The organism is Bradyrhizobium sp. LA2.1 (assembly GCF_040547725.1).
Taxonomy (GTDB): Bacteria; Pseudomonadota; Alphaproteobacteria; order Rhizobiales; family Xanthobacteraceae; genus Bradyrhizobium; species Bradyrhizobium barranii.
On record NZ_JBEPQI010000021.1, the window covers coordinates 58198 to 76773 of the forward strand.

General features: G+C 64.6%; 16 protein-coding genes. 5 read left to right on the forward strand and 11 right to left on the reverse strand.

What is annotated here, in order from left to right; genetic code table 11:
• The first annotated feature begins 126 nt into the window (after positions 1-126).
• The gene (locus ABIB95_RS32815) at positions 127-1752 is read left to right on the forward strand and encodes a glycosyltransferase family 39 protein (RefSeq protein WP_354245756.1); all 1626 of its coding nucleotides are present in this window, start codon (positions 127-129) and stop codon (positions 1750-1752) included.
• 160 nt (positions 1753-1912) lie between these two features.
• Here the strand turns inward: ABIB95_RS32815 and ABIB95_RS32820 are convergent, their stop codons facing one another.
• The 5 genes from ABIB95_RS32820 to ABIB95_RS32840 form a co-directional block, all read right to left on the reverse strand.
• Positions 1913-2239, reverse strand: coding sequence for an HPr family phosphocarrier protein (locus ABIB95_RS32820; protein ID WP_063980739.1), 327 nt, complete (start codon positions 2237-2239; stop codon positions 1913-1915).
• On the reverse strand, positions 2236-2637 hold the full coding sequence (locus ABIB95_RS32825; protein ID WP_007597752.1) for a PTS sugar transporter subunit IIA: 402 nt from the start codon (positions 2635-2637) through the stop codon (positions 2236-2238). Before ABIB95_RS32825 ends, ABIB95_RS32820 begins: the two co-directional genes overlap by 4 nt.
• 133 nt (positions 2638-2770) lie before the next feature.
• Complete coding sequence (locus tag ABIB95_RS32830; RefSeq protein ID WP_071916918.1) at positions 2771-3295, reverse strand: HPr kinase/phosphorylase; 525 nt, start codon at positions 3293-3295, stop codon at positions 2771-2773.
• The gene (locus ABIB95_RS32835; RefSeq protein ID WP_276010589.1) at positions 3292-5094 is read right to left on the reverse strand and encodes a sensor histidine kinase; all 1803 of its coding nucleotides are present in this window, start codon (positions 5092-5094) and stop codon (positions 3292-3294) included. The genes ABIB95_RS32830 and ABIB95_RS32835 overlap by 4 nt, the downstream gene beginning before the upstream one ends.
• 117 nt (positions 5095-5211) lie before the next feature.
• Positions 5212-5913: a response regulator transcription factor gene (locus ABIB95_RS32840; RefSeq protein WP_038952081.1), complete on the reverse strand. Its 702-nt coding sequence runs from the start codon at positions 5911-5913 to the stop codon at positions 5212-5214.
• A gap of 241 nt (positions 5914-6154) precedes the next feature.
• Between ABIB95_RS32840 and ABIB95_RS32845 the strand changes: the two genes are divergently transcribed.
• From ABIB95_RS32845 to ABIB95_RS32855, 3 genes are all read left to right on the forward strand, one after another.
• The gene (locus ABIB95_RS32845; RefSeq protein ID WP_354245616.1) at positions 6155-6889 is read left to right on the forward strand and encodes a HugZ family pyridoxamine 5'-phosphate oxidase; all 735 of its coding nucleotides are present in this window, start codon (positions 6155-6157) and stop codon (positions 6887-6889) included.
• Positions 6890-6967: 78 nt separating this feature from the next.
• Positions 6968-9559: a tetratricopeptide repeat protein gene (locus ABIB95_RS32850; RefSeq protein ID WP_354245619.1), complete on the forward strand. Its 2592-nt coding sequence runs from the start codon at positions 6968-6970 to the stop codon at positions 9557-9559.
• Positions 9560-9842: 283 nt separating this feature from the next.
• Positions 9843-11459 (forward strand): phosphoenolpyruvate carboxykinase, encoded by a 1617-nt coding sequence (locus ABIB95_RS32855; protein WP_071916914.1) that lies wholly within the window; start codon positions 9843-9845, stop codon positions 11457-11459.
• 173 nt (positions 11460-11632) lie between these two features.
• Here ABIB95_RS32855 and ABIB95_RS32860 read toward each other — a convergent pair whose 3' ends face one another.
• The 3 genes from ABIB95_RS32860 to ABIB95_RS32870 form a co-directional block, all read right to left on the reverse strand.
• Entirely contained in the window at positions 11633-12448 is an 816-nt protein-coding gene (locus ABIB95_RS32860; RefSeq protein ID WP_354245622.1) for an acyl-CoA thioesterase, read from the reverse strand.
• Between the two features lie 4 nt (positions 12449-12452).
• Positions 12453-12794, reverse strand: coding sequence for a hypothetical protein (locus ABIB95_RS32865; RefSeq protein ID WP_063986045.1), 342 nt, complete (start codon positions 12792-12794; stop codon positions 12453-12455).
• Between the two features lie 97 nt (positions 12795-12891).
• On the reverse strand, positions 12892-15408 hold the full coding sequence (locus ABIB95_RS32870; protein ID WP_354245625.1) for a glycogen/starch/alpha-glucan phosphorylase: 2517 nt from the start codon (positions 15406-15408) through the stop codon (positions 12892-12894).
• 205 nt (positions 15409-15613) lie between these two features.
• Here ABIB95_RS32870 and ABIB95_RS32875 point away from each other — a divergent pair, with 205 nt between their 5' ends.
• On the forward strand, positions 15614-15847 hold the full coding sequence (locus tag ABIB95_RS32875) for a hypothetical protein (RefSeq protein WP_354245627.1): 234 nt from the start codon (positions 15614-15616) through the stop codon (positions 15845-15847).
• Between the two features lie 27 nt (positions 15848-15874).
• Here ABIB95_RS32875 and ABIB95_RS32880 read toward each other — a convergent pair whose 3' ends face one another.
• The 3 genes from ABIB95_RS32880 to ABIB95_RS32890 form a co-directional block, all read right to left on the reverse strand.
• The gene (locus ABIB95_RS32880; protein ID WP_354245630.1) at positions 15875-16441 is read right to left on the reverse strand and encodes a PAN domain-containing protein; all 567 of its coding nucleotides are present in this window, start codon (positions 16439-16441) and stop codon (positions 15875-15877) included.
• 112 nt (positions 16442-16553) lie between these two features.
• On the reverse strand, positions 16554-17924 hold the full coding sequence (locus ABIB95_RS32885) for a glutamate--cysteine ligase (protein WP_028159989.1): 1371 nt from the start codon (positions 17922-17924) through the stop codon (positions 16554-16556).
• 101 nt (positions 17925-18025) lie between these two features.
• Positions 18026-18520 (reverse strand): MarR family winged helix-turn-helix transcriptional regulator, encoded by a 495-nt coding sequence (locus ABIB95_RS32890; protein ID WP_038960026.1) that lies wholly within the window; start codon positions 18518-18520, stop codon positions 18026-18028.
• Positions 18521-18576: the final 56 nt, after the last annotated feature.

Here is an 18576-nt window from a genome sequence, read left to right on the forward strand (position 1 = left end):
GGGCGCGGGATACCACTCACATCCCCGTGCGGCAACCATATTGCTGTATTTTCAGGGCCTTTCTTCACGCCAAGCTGATTCCACGAGGGCCCAAAACGCGCTACGCAACGGCCCATGTCCAGGCTCATGTCCACGACCTCGATCCCGTCTGCCCGAACACGCGTAAAAGCCCGGGTGAGCTTTAACCGCTTCCGGGCCTGGCTGGTCGCCTGCGCGATCCGGCCCGAAGCGCGGCTCTGGCTGGTGATCCAGCTCGCCATCCTGCATGCGGTGATCTGGACCTTCATCCTGATCAATCTCAAGGCAGCGCAGGACGTTCACATGGACGTCGCAGAAGCCTATGGCTGGGGCCAGGAGTTCCTGTGGGGCTACGGCAAGCACCCGCCGCTGTCGGGCTGGGTCGCCGGCCTCTGGTTCAAGGTGTTCCCGGCGGCGGACTGGGCGACCTATGCGCTGGCGATGGCGACCGTCGGCGTCGGCATGGTGATCTGCTGGCTGCTGAGCTTGCGCGTCGTGGACGCGCGGCGTGCGTTCCTGGTCGTGGTGATGGTCGCGCTCTACCCGATCTTCAATTTCAAGGGTTTCAAGTACAACCCCGACCTGCTCCAGCTCGTCACGCTGCCGCTGCTCGTGCTCGCCTATCTCAACGCCTTCGAGAAGCGGACCTGGCAGTCCGGCATCTGGTTCGGGCTCGCCGGCGCGCTGGCGCTGATGACCAAATACTGGGTGCTGACCATGATCGGCGCCATTGGCCTTGCTGCGCTGATACATCCCGACCGGCTGCGATTCCTGCTGTCGCCGGCGCCGTGGGTGGCGATCGCGACAATGGTCGTGGCGATGATCCCGCACATCGTCTGGCTTGCGGGCGTGCATTTCGTGCCGCTGACCTATGCCGGCGATACCTACAGCCTCGATGACAGCCGCCAGGTCCATCAGCTCGTGGCGGGCTACGCCCTGCATAATTTGGCGCTGCTGGCGTTGCCGGTGGCGCTGGCCGCGCTCGCAATGGCGCTGGTGCCGCATTGGTTCACGCTGCTGCTGCGCGCGCCGTTACGCATCGTCACGCGTGCCTGGGGGCGCGGCGCCAATCCCGGCGTCAATGTTGCGCAGGCGCTGAACGTCTGGATCATCCAGATCATCGTCGCGGTCGGCCCGCCGCTCGGCGCGCTGGCCTTCAGCATCTACATGAAGACCGATTGGGGCATCTCGCTGTTCTTCCTGGTGCCCTTGGCGCTGGTCGCGATCCCGGCGCTGCGGGTGCAGAGTGCGGCCCTGTTCAACATCGCCGTGATCTGGCTCCTGCTCAGCGTCGCCACGCTCGCCGCCTCGCCCTGGATCGCCGCGCGCGAGATGGCCGCCAATGCCGGCAACACGGCAACCTACGGCGCGCGCTCGGAGCTGGCGCATGAATTGACGCAGGCCTGGCACACGCGTTTCGGCTCGCGCTGGGCGGTCGTCGCCGGCACCATGGAGTCGATCCAGCCGATGGTGTTCTACAGCCCCGATCATCCGGCCGCGCTGATGCCGCTCGAAGCCTGGGATTCCGGGCTGACGTCGCGCGAGGATGCCAGGAAGTATGGCTTCATCGGTGTGTTCGATCCGACCGATGGCCGCCTGCCGGCGTTCGAGAAATGGGTCTCGGAGATCGCGCCGAACGCCGAGCGCATCGTGATGACGACGCGCCGCTTCACCCACGGCAAGGCCGGCCCGGCGATGAGCTGGAATATCTACATCGCCCCGCCGGCGAAGTGATTGCGGCGTTGTAGATCTCGTAGGGTGGGCAAAGCGACTTGTCCGCCATAGCTCGAAGAGCGACGGCGGAAGCGTGCCCACCACTTCTATGGCGATTGTCGCGAGATGGTGGGCACGGCGCTTCGCGCCTTTGCCCACCCTACGGCACTGAGCGCGTGGCTCAGATCCCTTCCTCGTTGAACTTGCTTTCAACGAGCTCGGTAATCGCCGCAAGCGCAGCCTGGGCATCGTCACCGGCGGCGGCGACCGTGATCGTCGTGCCCGGTCCTGCGGCCAGCATCATCAGGCCCATGATCGAGGTGCCGCCGACGGTCTCGCCGCCGCGCGTCACCCACACCTGCGCGTTGAAGCGCTCCACCGCCTGGACGAATTTCGCCGAGGCGCGGGCGTGCAGGCCGCGCTTGTTGATGATCAGGAGGTCTTTGGAAATGGCTCCCGCCGGCACGCCTGTCCCGGCCTGGTTTCCGAGCGGCGCGTCGTCGCTCATTTGCCGGCGAGCACGCGGCTGGCAATGGTGACGTATTTGCGACCCGCTTCCTGGGCCATCGCGATCGCGTCGGGCAGCGGACGCTCCTCGCGCACCTTGGCAAGCTTCACCAGCATGGGAAGGTTGATGCCGGCGAGCACTTCGACCTTCGGCCGGCTCATGCAGGATATTGCAAGGTTCGACGGCGTGCCGCCGAACATGTCGGTGAGGATCGCGACGCCGTCGCCGGAATCGACGCGGTTGACCGCCTCGATGATGTCGCTTCGGCAGAGATCGGAATCATCTTCGGCACCGATCGTGATCGCTTCGATTTGCTTTTGTGGGCCCATGACATGCTCAAGCGCTGCCTTGAATTCGTCGGCAAGGCGCCCGTGGGTCACAAGTACTAGACCAATCATCGGAAAACTCCTCGCGGGCGCTTTTGGTGCACCGCACGAACGCGCCACTTTGACCATCCAGAGCCCCCGCGCAAGAGGGGATGTTGCGTATCTCCCTGAAACTAGACGGATGGATGAGGGGAGCTGCGCCGGTCTATTCGGTCGCGATAGTGGGGTTCATATGGTTACCATTTCCCTTCAAACAATCGCCTGAAGGGTTAACGGAAGATGAACTCTTGGTAGTGGTCAAGGCCGCAACAACCAAAGGGAGGGGCGAATAGTCGCGCCCGACGGGGATTCGCGGTATTTCGACACCGAAAATGCTTGTTTTCAGCGATTCCGCCGCAGGCAGCCGTTCTGCGTCGGCGGCGTCCAGATCGACCACGAGGCCGACGGTCGCATGCTCCACGAAGTCGCAGCGGCGGATTCCCAGTCCCCGAATCTCGATCAGGCCGGCCAGCAGCGGCGCGGGGCGGACTTCAATTTCATCGCCGACTGTCGCCAGATGGACACGGTCATCGCCGACCAGAACGGCCCTTTCGACCACGCCGGCGCGTCCCGCCATGATCAAATCGAAGGCAAGGCGCGACTTGCCGGAGCCTGAGGGCCCGCGGATCAGCACCGCCAGAGTCCCGACCTTGACTGCGGAGGCGTGAACGCTGGGGCCACCGCCGCTCATAGCGCCGGCAGCCTCACCACGAAACGCGCGCCGACAACCGTAGGCGCTCCGTCCTCGTCCACAGGGCCCGGGCGGTTCTCGGCCCAGATGCGTCCGCCATGGGCATCGACGATCTGCTTGGAGATCGACAGGCCGAGGCCGGAGTTCTGGCCAAAGCCCTGGTGCGGACGGTCGGTGTAGAAGCGCTCGAAGATGCGCTCCAGCGCGTCGTCGCGGATGCCGGGACCGTCGTCGTCGACCACGATCTCGATCTCGGAACGGACGCGGCGGCAGGTGAGGCGCACCTTGCTGCCGGGCTCGGAGAACGATTGCGCGTTGGAGAGCAGGTTGGAGACCACCTGCCCGAGCCGTGAATCGTGGCCCGTCACGGAGAACGCGTCGGTCGCGCCGCGGCCCTCGAAGCGCGTTTCGACCGCGACGTCATGGCCGAGCTTGGTTTCATTGGCGACGGATACGAGCGTCGTCAGCAGGCGGCGCAGGTCGACCCGGACCGCATCCTGGCGCTGCAATTCGGCGTCGAGGCGGCTGGCGTCGGAGATGTCGGAGATGAGGCGGTCGAGCCGTTTGACGTCATGCTCGATCACCTCGAGCAGGCGCGCGCGGCTGGTCTCGTTGCGCGCCAGCGGCAGCGTCTCGACCGCGGAGCGCAGCGAGGTCAGCGGGTTCTTCAGTTCATGCGCGACATCGGCGGCGAACATCTCGATCGCCTCGATGCGGCTGTAGAGCGCGCTGGTCATGTCGCGCAGCGCGCCGGAAAGGTGACCGATTTCGTCGCGGCGCCGGGTGAAGTCGGGAATCTCGATGCGCGCCTTGATGCGGCGGCGGACGCGCTCGGCGCTGTCGGCGAGCCGGCGCACCGGGCCTGCGATCGTGCTGGCGAGCAGCAGCGACAGCATGATCATGACCGCGGCAGCGACGCCGCCGACCTTCAGGATCGCCAGGCGCTCGGCGGTGACCATCTGGTCGATGTCGTCGCCCTGCGTCGACAGCATCAGGGCGCCGTGGATGGCGCGCGAGCGCAGCACGGGGACTGCGACCGAGACGATCACCTCGCCGCGCGAATTGACCCGCACCATCGAACGCTTCTGGCCCTGGAGCGCGTCGCTCACTTCCGAATAGCCATTGCCGTTCTCGCGCCCGAGCTCGCGATACAGCGGCAGGTCACCGCGGTTGATCCAGAGGCGCACCGAAGTCAGGCCGCGCTCGATCACGCCGGGCTTCTGCGATGGCGGCGGCAACGGGAAGATCAGCACGTTCTCGAGGTCGCGGCTGTCGAGCAGCACCGTCCCGTTGGGATCGAATATCCGCGCGCGGGTCTTGGTCGGCGAGATCAGTGTGCGCAGCACGGGTGCCACGCGCTCCGGGCTGATCGGGAAGTTCAGCGCCGAATAATCGTCGGATTCGCCGTAGCTGTCGCCGAGCTTCAGATCGAGCAGGCGGTCAGGATCGACCGTGATCGCGTTGGTCTGCACGGTCGCCGACGCTCCGATGGCACCGGCGATGATCTCGGCCTGCACCAGCAGGCTCTGCGCACGCGCGTCGATCAGGCCGGCGCGGAACTGCGAGAGATAGAGAATGCTCGCGACCAGCGCGACGAGGCCGGCGAGGTTGAGCGAGACGATGCGGCGGGTCAGGCTCGAGAAGGAGAGCGCGAAGAAATACTGACCGGCGCGCGTCAGCCAGGACAGCGGCCGCCAACCTTGCGCGGCCGGCTTGTCGTCGGCGACGTGCTCCGGTACGCCGTCGGATGCGATATCCCCGGCATTCTGGTTCTCGTCAGGCTGCGTTCGGTCAAGCAATGCTTACGCCCGCGTTAGGACATCTCGTGCGAAGGGTCCCCGCATCCTAGAGCCATCCCGGTCCCGATGGAACGAGAACCGGCGATGCTCTCAGTCTTTCGTGAAGGCGCGTGAGCCTCAGGCTTCCTTGAAGCGGTAGCCGACGCCGTAGAGCGTCTCGATCATCTCGAACTCGTTGTCGGTCACCTTGAACTTCTTGCGCAGCCGCTTGATGTGGCTGTCGATGGTGCGGTCGTCGACATAGACCTGGTCGTCATAGGCGGCGTCCATCAGCGCGTTGCGGCTCTTCACCACGCCCGGCCGGGTTGCCAGCGCCTGGAGGATCAGGAATTCGGTGACGGTCAGCGTCACCGGCTCGTTCTTCCAGGTGCAGGTGTGCCGTTCGGGGTCCATGCGCAGCAGGCCGCGGTCGAGCGCCTTGGCATCGTTCTCCTTCGGCGCGACGGTCGGGTCCTTCGGCGCAGAGCGGCGCAGCACGGCCTTGACGCGCTCGACCAGCAGGCGCTGCGAGAACGGTTTGCGGATGAAGTCGTCGGCGCCCATCTTGAGGCCGAACAGCTCGTCGATCTCTTCGTCCTTGGAGGTCAGGAAGATCACCGGCAGGTCGGATTTCTGCCGCAGCCGGCGCAGCGTTTCCATGCCGTCCATGCGCGGCATCTTGATGTCGAGAATGGCAAGATCGGGCTGGGTGGTGCGAAAGCCGTCGAGCGCGGAGGCGCCGTCGGTGTAAGTCATGATGCGGTAGCCTTCGGCCTCCAGCGCGATCGAGACGGATGTGAGAATGTTGCGGTCGTCGTCGACCAAAGCGATTGTGGGCATGAGCCTCTGCTTTCTGCTTTCCGTTTGGGTCGTGGCTTGAAACGGCGAGCAATTCACTGATGCGCCGCATACACGGGTGCCGAATTCGGCGGTCGAACCTTGTCACCGAGCAATGCAAGCTGGGCTGAAGTGTGACCAAGTTCCACGAAGCGCAGCAGATTCGCCGCGTTTCGACCCTTAACCTGACCCCCGTTTACCCGAAAAAAGACCTCCCTTGCAACCACCTGACCCGAGAAAGCCGATGCACCCGACCCCTGATTTCGACCCCGGAAAGCTCGCCAAATCGCTGCTCAGGCGCTCGCGCCAGGGGGCGCTGGCAACGCTGATGGCCGGCAGCGGCGATCCCTATTGCTCCCTGGTCAATCTGGCGAGCCACCCCGACGGCTCGCCGATCCTGCTGATCTCGGGCCTGGCCGTGCACACCAGGAACATCCTGGCGGATAACCGGGTCTCCCTGATGCTGGACGAACGCGCGGCCGGCGATCCGCTGGAGGGCGCCCGAATCATGCTGTCCGGCCGGGCGGAACAGGCCGATGCCGACAAGGATCTGCTCCAGCGGCGGTATCTCAATGCCCATCCATCGGCCGAAGCGTTTGTTTCGTTTAAGGATTTCTCTTTCTTCAGAATTCGGCCCACGGGAACCCATCTGGTCGCCGGCTTCGGCCGCATCGTGGATCTCAAGCCCGAGCAGTTCCTGACGGACCTTACCGGCGCCGAGGATCTGCTGGCGGCGGAGGAGGGGGCGGTCGCGCACATGAATGCCGACCACCGCGACGCCATGGGCCTCTATGCAACAAAACTCCTCGGCGCGGCGGAGGGCGACTGGCGCTGCACCGGCTGCGACCCCGAAGGTCTCGACATGCAGGATGGCCAGACTGCGCTGCGGCTGGACTTCCCGGAGCGGGTGACTGACGGCACGGCGCTGCGCAAGATGCTGGTCCGCCTTGCTGGCGAAGCGCGCGCGAAGGTGGACTAGCGCGCAACAATTTGAACGCTGCCCCCCATCGCTGCGACCCAAGACCGTAATGGTTCGAAGTCGGCAGCGAGAGGGTTCATGATACGCCGTCGTTTGACGCTGGTTGCGGGTTTGGCGCTCGCGATCACCGCATCGCTTGCCACGCCCGGCTTTGCCCAGAAAGGTCTCGCCGCCGAGAGCGCGCGGATCAACGCACTCCGAAGCGCCGGCAGATATTCGGAGGCGCTGCCGCTGGCGCAGGCCATGGTGGCGTCTCTCGAGAAGACCACCAACAATCGTGATCTCGCGGGCGCGCTCAACAACCTTGCGCAGATCTACGCCGACCAGGGTCACGACGACCTGGCCGAGCCGCTCTACAAGCGCGCCATTGCACTGATGGAGAAGGGGACCGGTCTCGACAGTGTCGAGATCGCACCGGTGCTGAACAACCTCGCCGCGCTCTATCAGAGGCAGAGCCGCTTTGCAGAGGCCGAGCCGCTGTTCAAGCGTGCGCTCGCCGTTCGCGAGAAGGCGCTGTCGCGCGAGCATCCCGACGTCGGTCAGTCCCTCAACAATCTCGCCACATACTATGTGAAGCAGCAGCGTCAGGCCGAAGCCGAGCCGTTGTTTCAGCGCGCGCTCACGATCTACCAGAAGGCCGGTGGCCCCGAGCATCCGGCGGTCGCGACGCTCCTGAACAATCTCGGCCAGCTCGATCGCGACCTCAACCGCGATGCGGATGCCGAGGCGCCGATCCGGCGCTCGCTCGCGATCCGCGAAAAGGTGCTGGGACCGGACCATCCCGACGTCGCGCGCTCGCTGAACAATCTCGCCGGTCTCTACGAGCATCAGCGGCGCTATGCCGATGCGGAGCCGCTCTATCGCCGTGCGCTGTCGATCCGCGAACGTGCGCTCGGTCCCGATCATCCGGACGTTGCGACCTCGACCAGCAATCTCGCTTATTTCCTCCACGTCTCGGGGCGGAACGCCGATGCGCTGCCGCTCGCGGAAAAGACGCTTGCGACCAATCGCGCGCAGCTGCGCGTCGTGCTGCCGGTCCTGTTCGCCGCGCGACAGCAATATCTGCTGCCTGACGACAAGGCGCTGGACGAGGCGCTCGCCGCGATCCAGCGTGGCACGCAATCCTCCGCCGCGTCCGCCGTGAACAAGCTGGCCGTGCGCCTTGCTGCCGGCAGCGACCGGCTCGCCGAGCTCGTGCGCCGGGACCAGGATCTTGCGGCCGAGTCCGAGGCGCTCGACAAGGCGATCATCGCCGCGGTGTCGAAGCAACCGGCCCAGCGCGACGTCGCGGCCGAGCAGCGCAGCCGGGCGCGGATCGCGGCGATAGCGAACGAGCGCACGGGCTTGCAGAAGACGCTCGCGGTCGAGTTTCCCGATTATGCGTCGCTCTCCAACCCCCTGCCGCTGGCGGTCAAGGATATCCAGCCCTTGCTGTCGCCCGACGAGGCGATGGTGCTCTACTCCGTCGTCGACAGGCAGAGCTATGTCGTCGCGATCACGCGCGAAGGCGTCGACTGGAAGGAGATTCCGCTCGGCGCGAACGCGCTGACGCAGAAGGTGACTGCCTTCCGCAAGGGGCTCGATGTCGGCAAGGCGCGCGATGCCTCCGGCAAATCAGGACTGTTCGACCTCGGGCTCGCCAACGAGCTTTATGTCGCGCTGCTCGGCCCGATCGAAGCGCTGACGAAGGACAAGCGCAACCTGCTGGTGGTGCCGTCGGCCGCGCTGACGGCGTTGCCGTTTCATCTGCTCGTCACGGAGACGCCGCAAGCTGCGATCCCGGACACGCTCGAAGGCTATCGCAGCGCCTCCTGGCTGTTGCGGCGTCAGGCGGTGTCGGTACTGCCCTCGGTGGTCAGCCTGAAATCGCTGCGTGCCGTCGCGCGTCGGGAGCAGGGCGTGAAGCCGATGACCGGCTTTGGCGATCCCGTGTTCAATCCCGCGCTCGAAGGGCCGGCCGATCGTCGCGCGGCAAGCGGCAAGGTCGCCGCACGCAACATTGCAACAATTGCCTATAGCGATTTTTGGCGCGGTGCCGGCGTCGATCGCGCGCGGCTTGCGCAGGCGCTACCGCAACTGCCGGATACCGCGGATGAGTTGAACGCTGTGGCCAAGGATGTCGGCGCGGCCGAGGCCGACATCCATCTCGGCCGCGATGCCAGCGAAACGACGCTGAAGCGTGCAGCGCTTGCTCAATACAGCATCATCTACTTTGCCACCCACGGTCTCGTTGCCGGCGATATCAAGGGATTGGGCGAGCCCTCGCTTGCGCTCTCCATTCCCGATCGGCCGACAGAGCTGGATGACGGCTTGCTCACGGCAAGTGAAGTCGCTCAGCTCAAGCTCAACGCCGATTGGGTTGTGCTATCGGCCTGCAACACCATCGCCGGCGACAAGCCCGGCGCCGAGGCCCTGTCGGGGCTGGCGCGCTCGTTCTTCTACGCGGGTGCACGTGCGCTGCTGGTCTCGCATTGGGCAGTGGATTCGGAAGCTGCCACCCGCTTGACCACGTCGACTTTCGAACTGCTCAAGAACGAACCAAAAATCGGCCGTGCCGAAGCTTTGCGCCGCGCGATGTTGACGTATGTCGATGACACCTCGTCACCGCGCAACGCCTATCCCGCGATGTGGGGGCCGTTCGCGCTGATCGGCGAAGGCGAGGTACGATAGGACGGTCCTGCGATTGTGCGTCGCAATAACCACAGGAAACGCGGAATTGCGCATTTGGTTGCGCGATCATTCGTATTTTTTTGATACGCTCGCTCAGAGCTGACATGCGCGGCATTTGGCGCGGTCCTTGAATAAACCAAATCCTGCGAGATCGGCTTGGCAACGCCAGCGTTCACCATTATTACGTCGTTCAACCGAGGCCGGACGGCCTATAATTCACGGTGACTGCGATGGCGCCAAAGCTTGGTCGCGCTGAGTGTCGCGGGTTCTAGGAGGATTTTTCGTGCAAGAGACGGGCGTGCGCAACGGTGCCTTCGGTGCCGACAAATTCGGCTTAAAGAATCTCAAACGGGTTCACTGGAACCTCGGCGCGCCGCAACTCTATCAATACTCACTTTCCGCGGGCGAGGCGGTGCTGTCGGCAGACGGTTCGCTTTGCGCCGACACCGGTGAGTTCACCGGCCGCAGCCCGAAGGACAAGTTCACGGTGCGTGACGCCACCACCGACAAGAAGATGTGGTGGGCCGGTAACCAGTCGATCACCGCAGAGCAGTTCGAGACGCTCTACCAGGACTTCCTCAAGCACGCCGAAGGCAAGAGCCTGTTCGCGCAGGACCTCTATGGCGGCGCCGATCCGGCGTACCGGATCAAGACCCGCGTCTTCACCGAGCTCGCCTGGCACTCGCTGTTCATCCGTACGTTGCTGATCCGCCCCGAGGCCGTCGAGCTGCCGAGCTTCACCCCGGAGCTCACCATCATCGACATGCCGAGCTTCCGCGCCGATCCGAAACGCCACGGCTGCAAGTCGGAGAACGTCGTTGCGATCGATTTCGCCCGCAAGATCGTCCTGATCGGCGGCTCCTATTATGCCGGCGAGATGAAGAAGTCCGTCTTCACCACGCTGAACTACTATTTGCCCGAGCGCGGCGTGATGCCGATGCACTGCTCGGCCAATGTCGGCGCCAATGGCGACACCGCGATCTTCTTCGGGCTATCAGGCACCGGCAAGACCACGCTGTCGGCCGATCCGAACCGCACGCTGATCGGTGACGACGAGCATGGCTGGGGCCCGAACGGCGTCTTCAACTTCGAGGGCGGCTGCTACGCCAAGTGCATCAAGCTCTCGCAGGAAGCCGAGCCCGAGATCTATGCGGCGTCGACGCGCTTCGGCGCGGTGCTCGAGAACTGCGTGCTCGACGAGGACACCCGAATCGTCGATTTCGACGACGGCTCCAAGACCGAGAACACGCGCTCCGCGTACCCGCTCGACTTCATCCCGAACGCTTCGCGCACCGGCCGCGCGCCGCAGCCGAAGAACGTGGTGATGCTCGCCGCCGACGCCTTCGGCGTGCTGCCGCCGATCGCAAAGCTTTCGCCGGCGCAGGCGATGTATCACTTCCTGTCCGGCTACACCGCCAAGGTCGCCGGCACCGAGCGCGGTCTCGGCAACGAGCCGCAGCCGGAATTCTCGACCTGCTTCGGATCGCCCTTCCTGCCGCTCGACCCCAGCGTCTATGGCAACATGCTGCGCGACCTCATCGCCCAGCACAATGTCGATTGCTGGCTGGTCAACACCGGCTGGACCGGCGGCAAGTATGGCACCGGCTCGCGCATGCCGATCAAGGTGACGCGCGCGCTGCTCACCGCCGCGCTCGACGGCTCGCTTCGCAACGTCGAATTCCGCACCGACAAATATTTCGGCTTCGCGGTCCCGACCGCGCTGCCGGGCGTGCCGGCCGAGATCCTGAACCCGGTGAACACCTGGAAGGACAAGGACGAGTTCGACAAGACCGCCCGCGCGCTGGTCGGCATGTTCCAGAAGAACTTTGCCAAGTTCGAAGCCCAGGTCGACGCCGAAGTGCGCGCGGCCGCGCCGGACGTGAAGCTCGCGGCGGAGTAATCTCTCGCTCTGTCTTCAATGCAAAAGGGCGGCCGCGAGGCCGCCCTTTTTGTTCTCGCGAGATCTCTCCGCCGTCATTGCGAGCGCAGCGAAGCAATCCAGAATCCCTCCGCGGAGACAGTCTGGATTGCTTCGTCGCTACGCTCCTCGCAATGACGAGCTTGCGGAAGTAGTCACGCCTTAAAATACGCGATCTGCGTCGTGGTCGCGAGCAGCCTGCCGTTCGGCGACCACAGCTCGGCGTTCTGATCGGCATAGTTCTTGTGCATGATCTTCGAATCGGCCGTCGCGAGCACGCGTGTGATGTCCTCGGCGGCGAGCTCTTCGCTGTCGGTGTGAAAATATGTCGTCAGCGACACCGTGCCGAACGGCACCAGCTCGCGCCTGGCGTGGAAGATGCGGCCGAAGAAGGCGTCCGACATCGACATCAGCGACAGCATGTCGAGTTTGCGCGGCGTGCGATCGCCGATCCAGAGCTTGGAATAGGTGCCAGCGAGCTCGGCCTGCGGCGGGCCGATCCGCATCTCGCCCTCGACGAAGCGGAATTCATACTGGTTGGCCCAGGACGCCGAGATCTTCGGGAATGGCAGCGTTGCCTCGAACGCCGTGGCGTCCGGATATTGCGCCACCCTGTGCTCCCAGGACGGCCGGCGCTCGGCGAACACGGCGGTGGCGAGCGTTGCGACCTCGCCGCCGCCCTGCGACAGTTCGACGCTCCAATGCTGGCTGGAGCGATTGGCCTTCACCAGCCGCACGTCCAGATCGAACGGCCCCTTGGCGATCGGCGCGCAATAATTGACGGTCAGCGCCAGCGGATCGCCGGCGCGCTGCGGATGGTCGATCAGCGCACGCAGGATCGTCGCGGCCGTGGCGCCGCCGAAAGGGCCGACAAAGGCCCAGTAGTCGTCGCTGGTGTGTCCCTGCCAGCTGCTGTCACCGGCGGTGATGCGGGTGGCGTCGTCGAACGGGTGCGGGAGCTTGGCGTGCATGGGATTAGACCTCTACTGAGCTTCCGTCCCAACGACGAAACTCCATCGTCTCATCACCAGGCCCATATTGCTGCGAACTCAAAACATCGTCTGCCGGATCATCTGTGACCCAGGCATCCGCGACGGAGCCTCCTATGCGCTTCAGCGCAATGATACTCTTGCCGCTGATCAGATCGGCGACGAAGTCGCCGATGGCAGCTTCCTCGTCCTTGCCTGAAAGACTGGCAAGGATGCTGCCGTGCGTGTGCCAGGAGAATCCGTCGAACCCCAGCGTCCAGTCCCCGTCCGGACATATGACCAGCAATCGAAGCTGCCCATCCGGGCTCGTATACTCGCCGACAGGCACGATCGACTCCGGCCAGAAAAAGCTCAAGCCGTAATATGATGCCTATCCTGCCAAATCAATAACCTCGCAGGTAACGCCGATTTCACGTTGCGGAAAATCAGCCTGCGACGTCGCGCAGATCTGGCAGCAGCGGCGTGGTCGGATTGACCGGCACGTTCCAGATCTCCTCGGCATATTCGCGTATGGTGCGGTCCGAGGAGAACCAGGCCATGCGCGCGACATTGAGGATGGAGGCGCGCGTCCAGGCCGGCGCCACCTGCCAGCGTGCGTCGACACTGCGTTGCGCCTCGTAATACGAATCGAAATCGGCGCTGACCATGTAGTGGTCGAGATAGCGCAGCGCGTGCGCGATGGATTCGAAGCGGCCGGGATCACCGGGCGAGAACTCGCCGGTGCCGATCGCATTGATGGCGCGCTGGAGCTTTGGCGAATTGCGGATCACGTCGGAGGCATCCAGCCCCTGCTTGCGGCGGATCATCACGTCGCCGGCCTCCATGCCGAAGATCGCGATGTTCTCCGCGCCGACATGGTCGCGGATCTCGATGTTGGCGCCGTCGAGCGTGCCGATGGTGAGGGCGCCGTTCAGCGACAGCTTCATGTTGCCGGTGCCGGAGGCCTCCATGCCGGCGGTCGAGATCTGCTCGGACAAATCGGCCGCGGGAATGATCACCTCCGCAAGGCTGACATTGTAGTCGGGCAGGAAGACGACCTTGAGCTTGCCGCCGATCGCGGGATCGTTGTTGACGACGTCCGCGACGTCGTTGACCAGCTTGATGATCAATTTTGCGTAGCGGTAGCTCGCCGCCGCCTTGCCGGCGAAGATTTTCACCCGCGGCACCCAGTTGCCGTTGGGATCGTCCTTCATCGCCTGGTACAGCGCCACCGTCTCGATGATGTTGAGGAGCTGGCGCTTGTATTCGTGAATGCGCTTGATCTGCACGTCGAACAGCGAGGTCGGATCGACCTTGATGCCGAGCCGCTCGCCGATCAGGCGCGCCAGCGCGGTTTTGTTGTGAAGCTTGACGCTGCGGAACTTCTTCTGGAATTCGACGTCGCTGGCGCGGGCTTCGATCAGGCTGAGCTGGGTCGGATCGTCGAGCACGGCTTCGCCGCAGGTCTCGCGCAGCAGGTCGGTCAGCTTCGGATTCGCCAGCATCAGCCAGCGGCGGAAGGTGATGCCGTTGGTCTTGTTGGTGATGCGGCCGGGATAGAGATGGTTGAGATCGTGGAACACGGTCTCGCGCATCAGGTCCGAATGCATCGCCGAGACGCCGTTGATGCGGTGCGAGCCGACGAAGGCGAGCTGGCCCATGCGCACGCGGCGTCCGCTCCTCTCGTCGATCAGCGAAACCGAGGCACGGAAGTCGATGTCGCCCGGCGCGCGCGCTTCGGCCAGCGCGAGATGCTGCACGTTGATGCGGTAGATGATCTCGAGATGGCGCGGCAACAGCTGCTCGAACAGTTCGACCGGCCAGGTCTCCAGCGCCTCGGGCAACAGCGTGTGGTTGGTGTAGGACAGCGTCGCGACCGTGATCTTCCAGGCCTCGTCCCAGCGGAAATTGTGCAGGTCGACCAGGATGCGCATCAGCTCGGTGACGGCGAGGCTCGGATGCGTGTCGTTGAGCTGGACCGCGACCTTCATCGCGAGGCTGCGAAGCTGGCCGTCGGAGGTCAGGTGGCGATTGACCAGGTCCTGCAGCGAGGCGGAGACGAAGAAATACTCCTGGCGCAGCCGCAGCTCGCGTCCCGCCGGGCTCTCGTCGTTCGGATAGAGGAATTTGCAGATGGCTTCCGCGCGCGACTGCTCGGCGCTGGCGCTGACATAGTCGCCCTTGTTGAAGGCGTCGAGCTTCAACGGATCGGGCGAGCGTGCCGACCACAGGCGGAGCGCGTTGACGTGCTGGCCGCGCCAGCCGACGATCGGCGTGTCATAGGCGATCGCCTGCACGGTCTCGGCCGGATGCCAGATCGCGCGGTCGCGGCCCTTGTCGTCGACATGCTCGACGCCACCGCCGAAATGGACGTGATAGATCACCTCGGGCCGCTGCAATTCCCAGGGATTGCCGAAGCTCAGCCATTCGTCCGGATATTCCTGCTGCCAGCCCTGATTGATGATCTGGCGGAACAGGCCGTAATCGTAGCGGATGCCGTAGCCGATCGCGGGGATCGAGAGCGTGGCCATGCTCTCCATGAAGCAGGCGGCGAGCCGCCCCAGGCCGCCATTGCCGAGCGCGGCATCCGGCTCGCATTTGCGGAGCTCAGGCAGCGACACGCCGAGATCGCCGAGCGCGACCTCGAAGATCTTGAGCAGCCCCATGTTGTTCAGCGCGTCGGTGAAGAGACGGCCGATCAGGAATTCGAGCGAGAGATAATAGACGCGCTTGCGTCCCGCATCGTAGCTGTGCTTCTCGGCCGTGAGCCAGCGATGCACGATGCGGTCGCGCAGCGCGAGCGCTGCGGCCTGGTACCAGTCGTGCTTGGTGGCCATGCCCGCATCCTTGCCGATGGCAAGGCGCAGCTTCGCCAGGATCGCGCCCTTGACGTCAGCCAGCGCGAGCTCGTCGATGGGCTGGCCGGAGGCCGGCAAACTTGGCTGGAACGATTGATCTTGCAAGGCCGTCACTTCCTGGTCGCGAGAACACCACTAACTCTACGCGTCTTGCCCCTGCACCGGAACCATCGCTGGCGCGGCCGTGCACTGCGCTGGCGTAAATTTATGCAAGGAACGGGCCGATTTGGGAACCCGGAAGCGTACGGAGAGATGCGGATTCGGTGCTAGATTGAGGGCAGATTCAGCCATCAGTGTGGAGGAAACGTCCATGAGACTGCTGATCGAAATCGCCGCCGCGGCCTTCCTCGTCGTCTGCATCACAGCCTCCAGTGCCGCCTTTGCCGCCGGCAAGACGGGCCGCAGTGCCGAAGGCCTGAGCTGCGGCTTCAGCGTTCCGGAAAATGCGTCTCCCGCGGTGCGCTGCGCCGCCATCAAGCGCCAATGCGGCGGCAAGTTCTACGCGAATGCGTGCGGGGACAGGCTGGTGTCGGCGGCGAATTGAGGAGCGGGTCGCTGGATTCGCTGCGCGCTATCTGACCACGCCCGACGTGAAGCCCGCCTTGCGGCGCGGCGGCTTGATTTCCTTTTTCAGGAAGCAGCGCGCTTCACGCCCGGTGTAGCCGGGACGGGAATAGGTGAAGGCGCGGCACTTGTTGTCCGCGATGCAGGCGGCCTTGCAGGCCTCTTCGCCTTCGCCGTCCTTGATCTCGAAATTGCGCAAGTCGCCGCCGGGGCGGTCGATCGACGTTTCAACGCCTTCGATCCGCGGCTCGATCACGCCGGCGCCACGCACACCGGAGATGCAGCAGCTGCCCGGGACACGCGGCGGCACCGTGTTCTTGAGCCAGCACACTGCCGAGCCGCCTTCGACGTCGGGATAGTTGAAGCTCCAGGAGCGGCAGCGGCGATCACGCTCACACTGCAGCGCGCAATCCTCGGGGTCACCTGACGTCACCGGCGAGCTGAAATAGTCGCCGCCGGGCCGGTCGAACGCCGTCTGGGCGCGCGCAGGCGCGCTCGCAAACACGAGCGCAAGCAACGTGGCGCAGGCCACGACGTTTGCCATGACGGCCCCGCGCAGGCGGCCCTTCCCCATCGGAACAGCTTTCGAGTTATTGACGGCGCTCAGGTTTTTTCAGCCGGTCATTTGATCGCCGCAAACCTGTATGGGCGATGAACGGCTCAGGTCCTGGTCGTCGGCCTCTGGCCTAGAACGCGTATTCCGCGTAGGCCGGTTCCACGGAGCCGTTCCAGGCGCCGTTGAACTTCTCCAGCATCTCCTCGGCCGGGGTCCGGCCGGAATCGATGATGCGATCGAGCGGCTCCAGATGCCGGGTTTCGTCGCGGCCGAGCTGGTCGATCTGGCCGCGGCGGCGCAGGCCGGCATGGGCCAGAACGAGGCATTCCTTGGCGATCTCGAACAGATAGCGGTCCTTGATCCGCGCCTTGAAGCCGAACCGCGGCACGTCGTCGCGCAGGGCCTGGCGCTCATGCGCGGTCCAGTGCTTCACGAGGTCCCAGGCGGCATCGAGCGACACATCGTCGTAGAGCAGCCCGGCCCAGAAAGCCGACAGCGCCGGCAGGCGGCCCCACGGGCCACCATCGGAGCCGCGCATCTCGAGATAGCGCTTGAGGCGCACCTCCGGGAAGATCGTCGAAAGATGATTGGCCCAGTCCGACAGCGTCGGACGTTCACCGGGCAGATTGTTGTTGCGGCCGTCGAAGAAGGCGCGGAACGAGGAGCCCGAGACGTCGATGTAATCCTCGTCGCGCTTGACGAAATACATGGGCACGTCGAGCGCGTAGTCGACATAGCGCTCGAAACCCATGCCGTCCTCGAATGCCCACGGCATCATGCCCGAACGCGCATTGTCGGTGTCGCGCCAGATCTCGGAGCGGAACGACAGGAAGCCGTTCGGCTTGCCCTCGGTGAACGGCGAATTGGCAAACAGCGCGGTCGCGACCGGCTGCAGCGCGAGCGAGACGCGCAGCTTCTTGACCATGTCGGCTTCGGAGGAGAAGTCGAGATTGGTCTGCACCGTGCAGGTCCGGTACATCATGTCGAGGCCGTATTGGCCGACCTTCGGCATGTAATTGGTCATGATCTTGTAGCGGCCCTTGGGCATCACCGGGATGTCGGCGCGCGACCAGGACGGCGTCATGCCGAGCCCGAGGAAGCCGATGCCGAGCGGGGTCGCGATCTCGCGCACCTGCGCCAGATGCGCCATCAGCTCGCTCTGGGTCTGGTGCACGTTCTCGACCGGCGCGCCGGAGAGCTCGAACTGTCCGCCGGGCTCGAGCGAGATGGCGCCGCCGCCGGTGACGTCGTAGAGGCCGATGATGTTGCCCTTCTCCATGATCGGCTCCCAGCCGAGCAGGAGCTTCATGCCTTCGAGCAGCGCGCCGATGCCCCGCGCACCCTCGTAAGGCACCGGACGGTGGCCTTCGAGCGTGAACGGCGTCTTCTCGTGCTCGGTGCCCATGCGGAATTCGGACGGGTCCTTGCAGCCGGCCTCGAACCACGCGACGAGCTCGTCGCGCGACTGCAGCGGCGTCATATCGATCTGGTCTCGCGCCATATCAAACTCTAATCAAAAAGGGCGCTTCGATCGAAGGCGCGCGGGTGACGGGGTGGTCCGCGAACCCAGGGGGTGCACGGACGAGCTGGTGTGCCGCACGATCATCGCGACGGCGTGGTTTCGTTGACGTGGATGGGCGGCAGTTTCATCTCGCCGCACGAGCAGCCGAGACGGTCGAGCAGACCGCTGAGCTTCACGGCATCCGCATCGGACAGTTTCGAGCCGACATACTTTTCGATCGCGGCCGAATAGGCGCCCCACATCCGCTTCTGCAACTCGCGGCCGGCTTCCGTGATCTCCACGAACTGGCCGCGCTTGTCGATCTTGCATTCGCGCCGGGAGGCGAGCCCCTCGTCGACCAGGCGATCGATCAGGCGCGAAGTGGAGTATTGCGGGATCAGCATTTGCCGCTCGAGTTCCACCGGCCGCAGCTCACCCGAGGGCGCTCGCGACAATTCGAGCAGCGCGTCGTACCAGGCCAGCGGCGGGAACCCCGCCTTCTTCAAGTCCTGCTCGACGCAATCGAGCACGCGGCTCTGCACCCGCATCAGGCGGATCCAGGCCGAAGTTGCCTCGGTCGATGGTTTGCGTTTCATGGTCCCACTCAAGCTCGTCGTCCCGTCTCTTACCTCACTCAATGCACCTGCATCAA

Bases quoted from the DNA above. Each gene is read 5' to 3' on its own strand.
- ABIB95_RS32875 (WP_354245627.1), top strand. From the start codon at position 15,614: ATGAGACTGCTGATCGAAATCGCCGCCGCGGCCTTCCTCGTCGTCTGC.
- ABIB95_RS32890 (WP_038960026.1), bottom strand. From the start codon at position 18,520: ATGAAACGCAAACCATCGACCGAGGCAACTTCGGCCTGGATCCGCCTG.
- ABIB95_RS32825 (WP_007597752.1), bottom strand. From the start codon at position 2,637: ATGATTGGTCTAGTACTTGTGACCCACGGGCGCCTTGCCGACGAATTC.
- ABIB95_RS32860 (WP_354245622.1), bottom strand. From the start codon at position 12,448: ATGCACGCCAAGCTCCCGCACCCGTTCGACGACGCCACCCGCATCACC.
- ABIB95_RS32815 (WP_354245756.1), top strand. From the start codon at position 127: ATGTCCACGACCTCGATCCCGTCTGCCCGAACACGCGTAAAAGCCCGG.
- ABIB95_RS32885 (WP_028159989.1), bottom strand. From the start codon at position 17,924: ATGGCGCGAGACCAGATCGATATGACGCCGCTGCAGTCGCGCGACGAG.
- ABIB95_RS32820 (WP_063980739.1), bottom strand. From the start codon at position 2,239: ATGAGCGACGACGCGCCGCTCGGAAACCAGGCCGGGACAGGCGTGCCG.
- ABIB95_RS32840 (WP_038952081.1), bottom strand. From the start codon at position 5,913: ATGCCCACAATCGCTTTGGTCGACGACGACCGCAACATTCTCACATCC.
- ABIB95_RS32850 (WP_354245619.1), top strand. From the start codon at position 6,968: ATGATACGCCGTCGTTTGACGCTGGTTGCGGGTTTGGCGCTCGCGATC.
- ABIB95_RS32845 (WP_354245616.1), top strand. From the start codon at position 6,155: ATGCACCCGACCCCTGATTTCGACCCCGGAAAGCTCGCCAAATCGCTG.
- ABIB95_RS32880 (WP_354245630.1), bottom strand. From the start codon at position 16,441: ATGGGGAAGGGCCGCCTGCGCGGGGCCGTCATGGCAAACGTCGTGGCC.
- ABIB95_RS32830 (WP_071916918.1), bottom strand. From the start codon at position 3,295: ATGAGCGGCGGTGGCCCCAGCGTTCACGCCTCCGCAGTCAAGGTCGGG.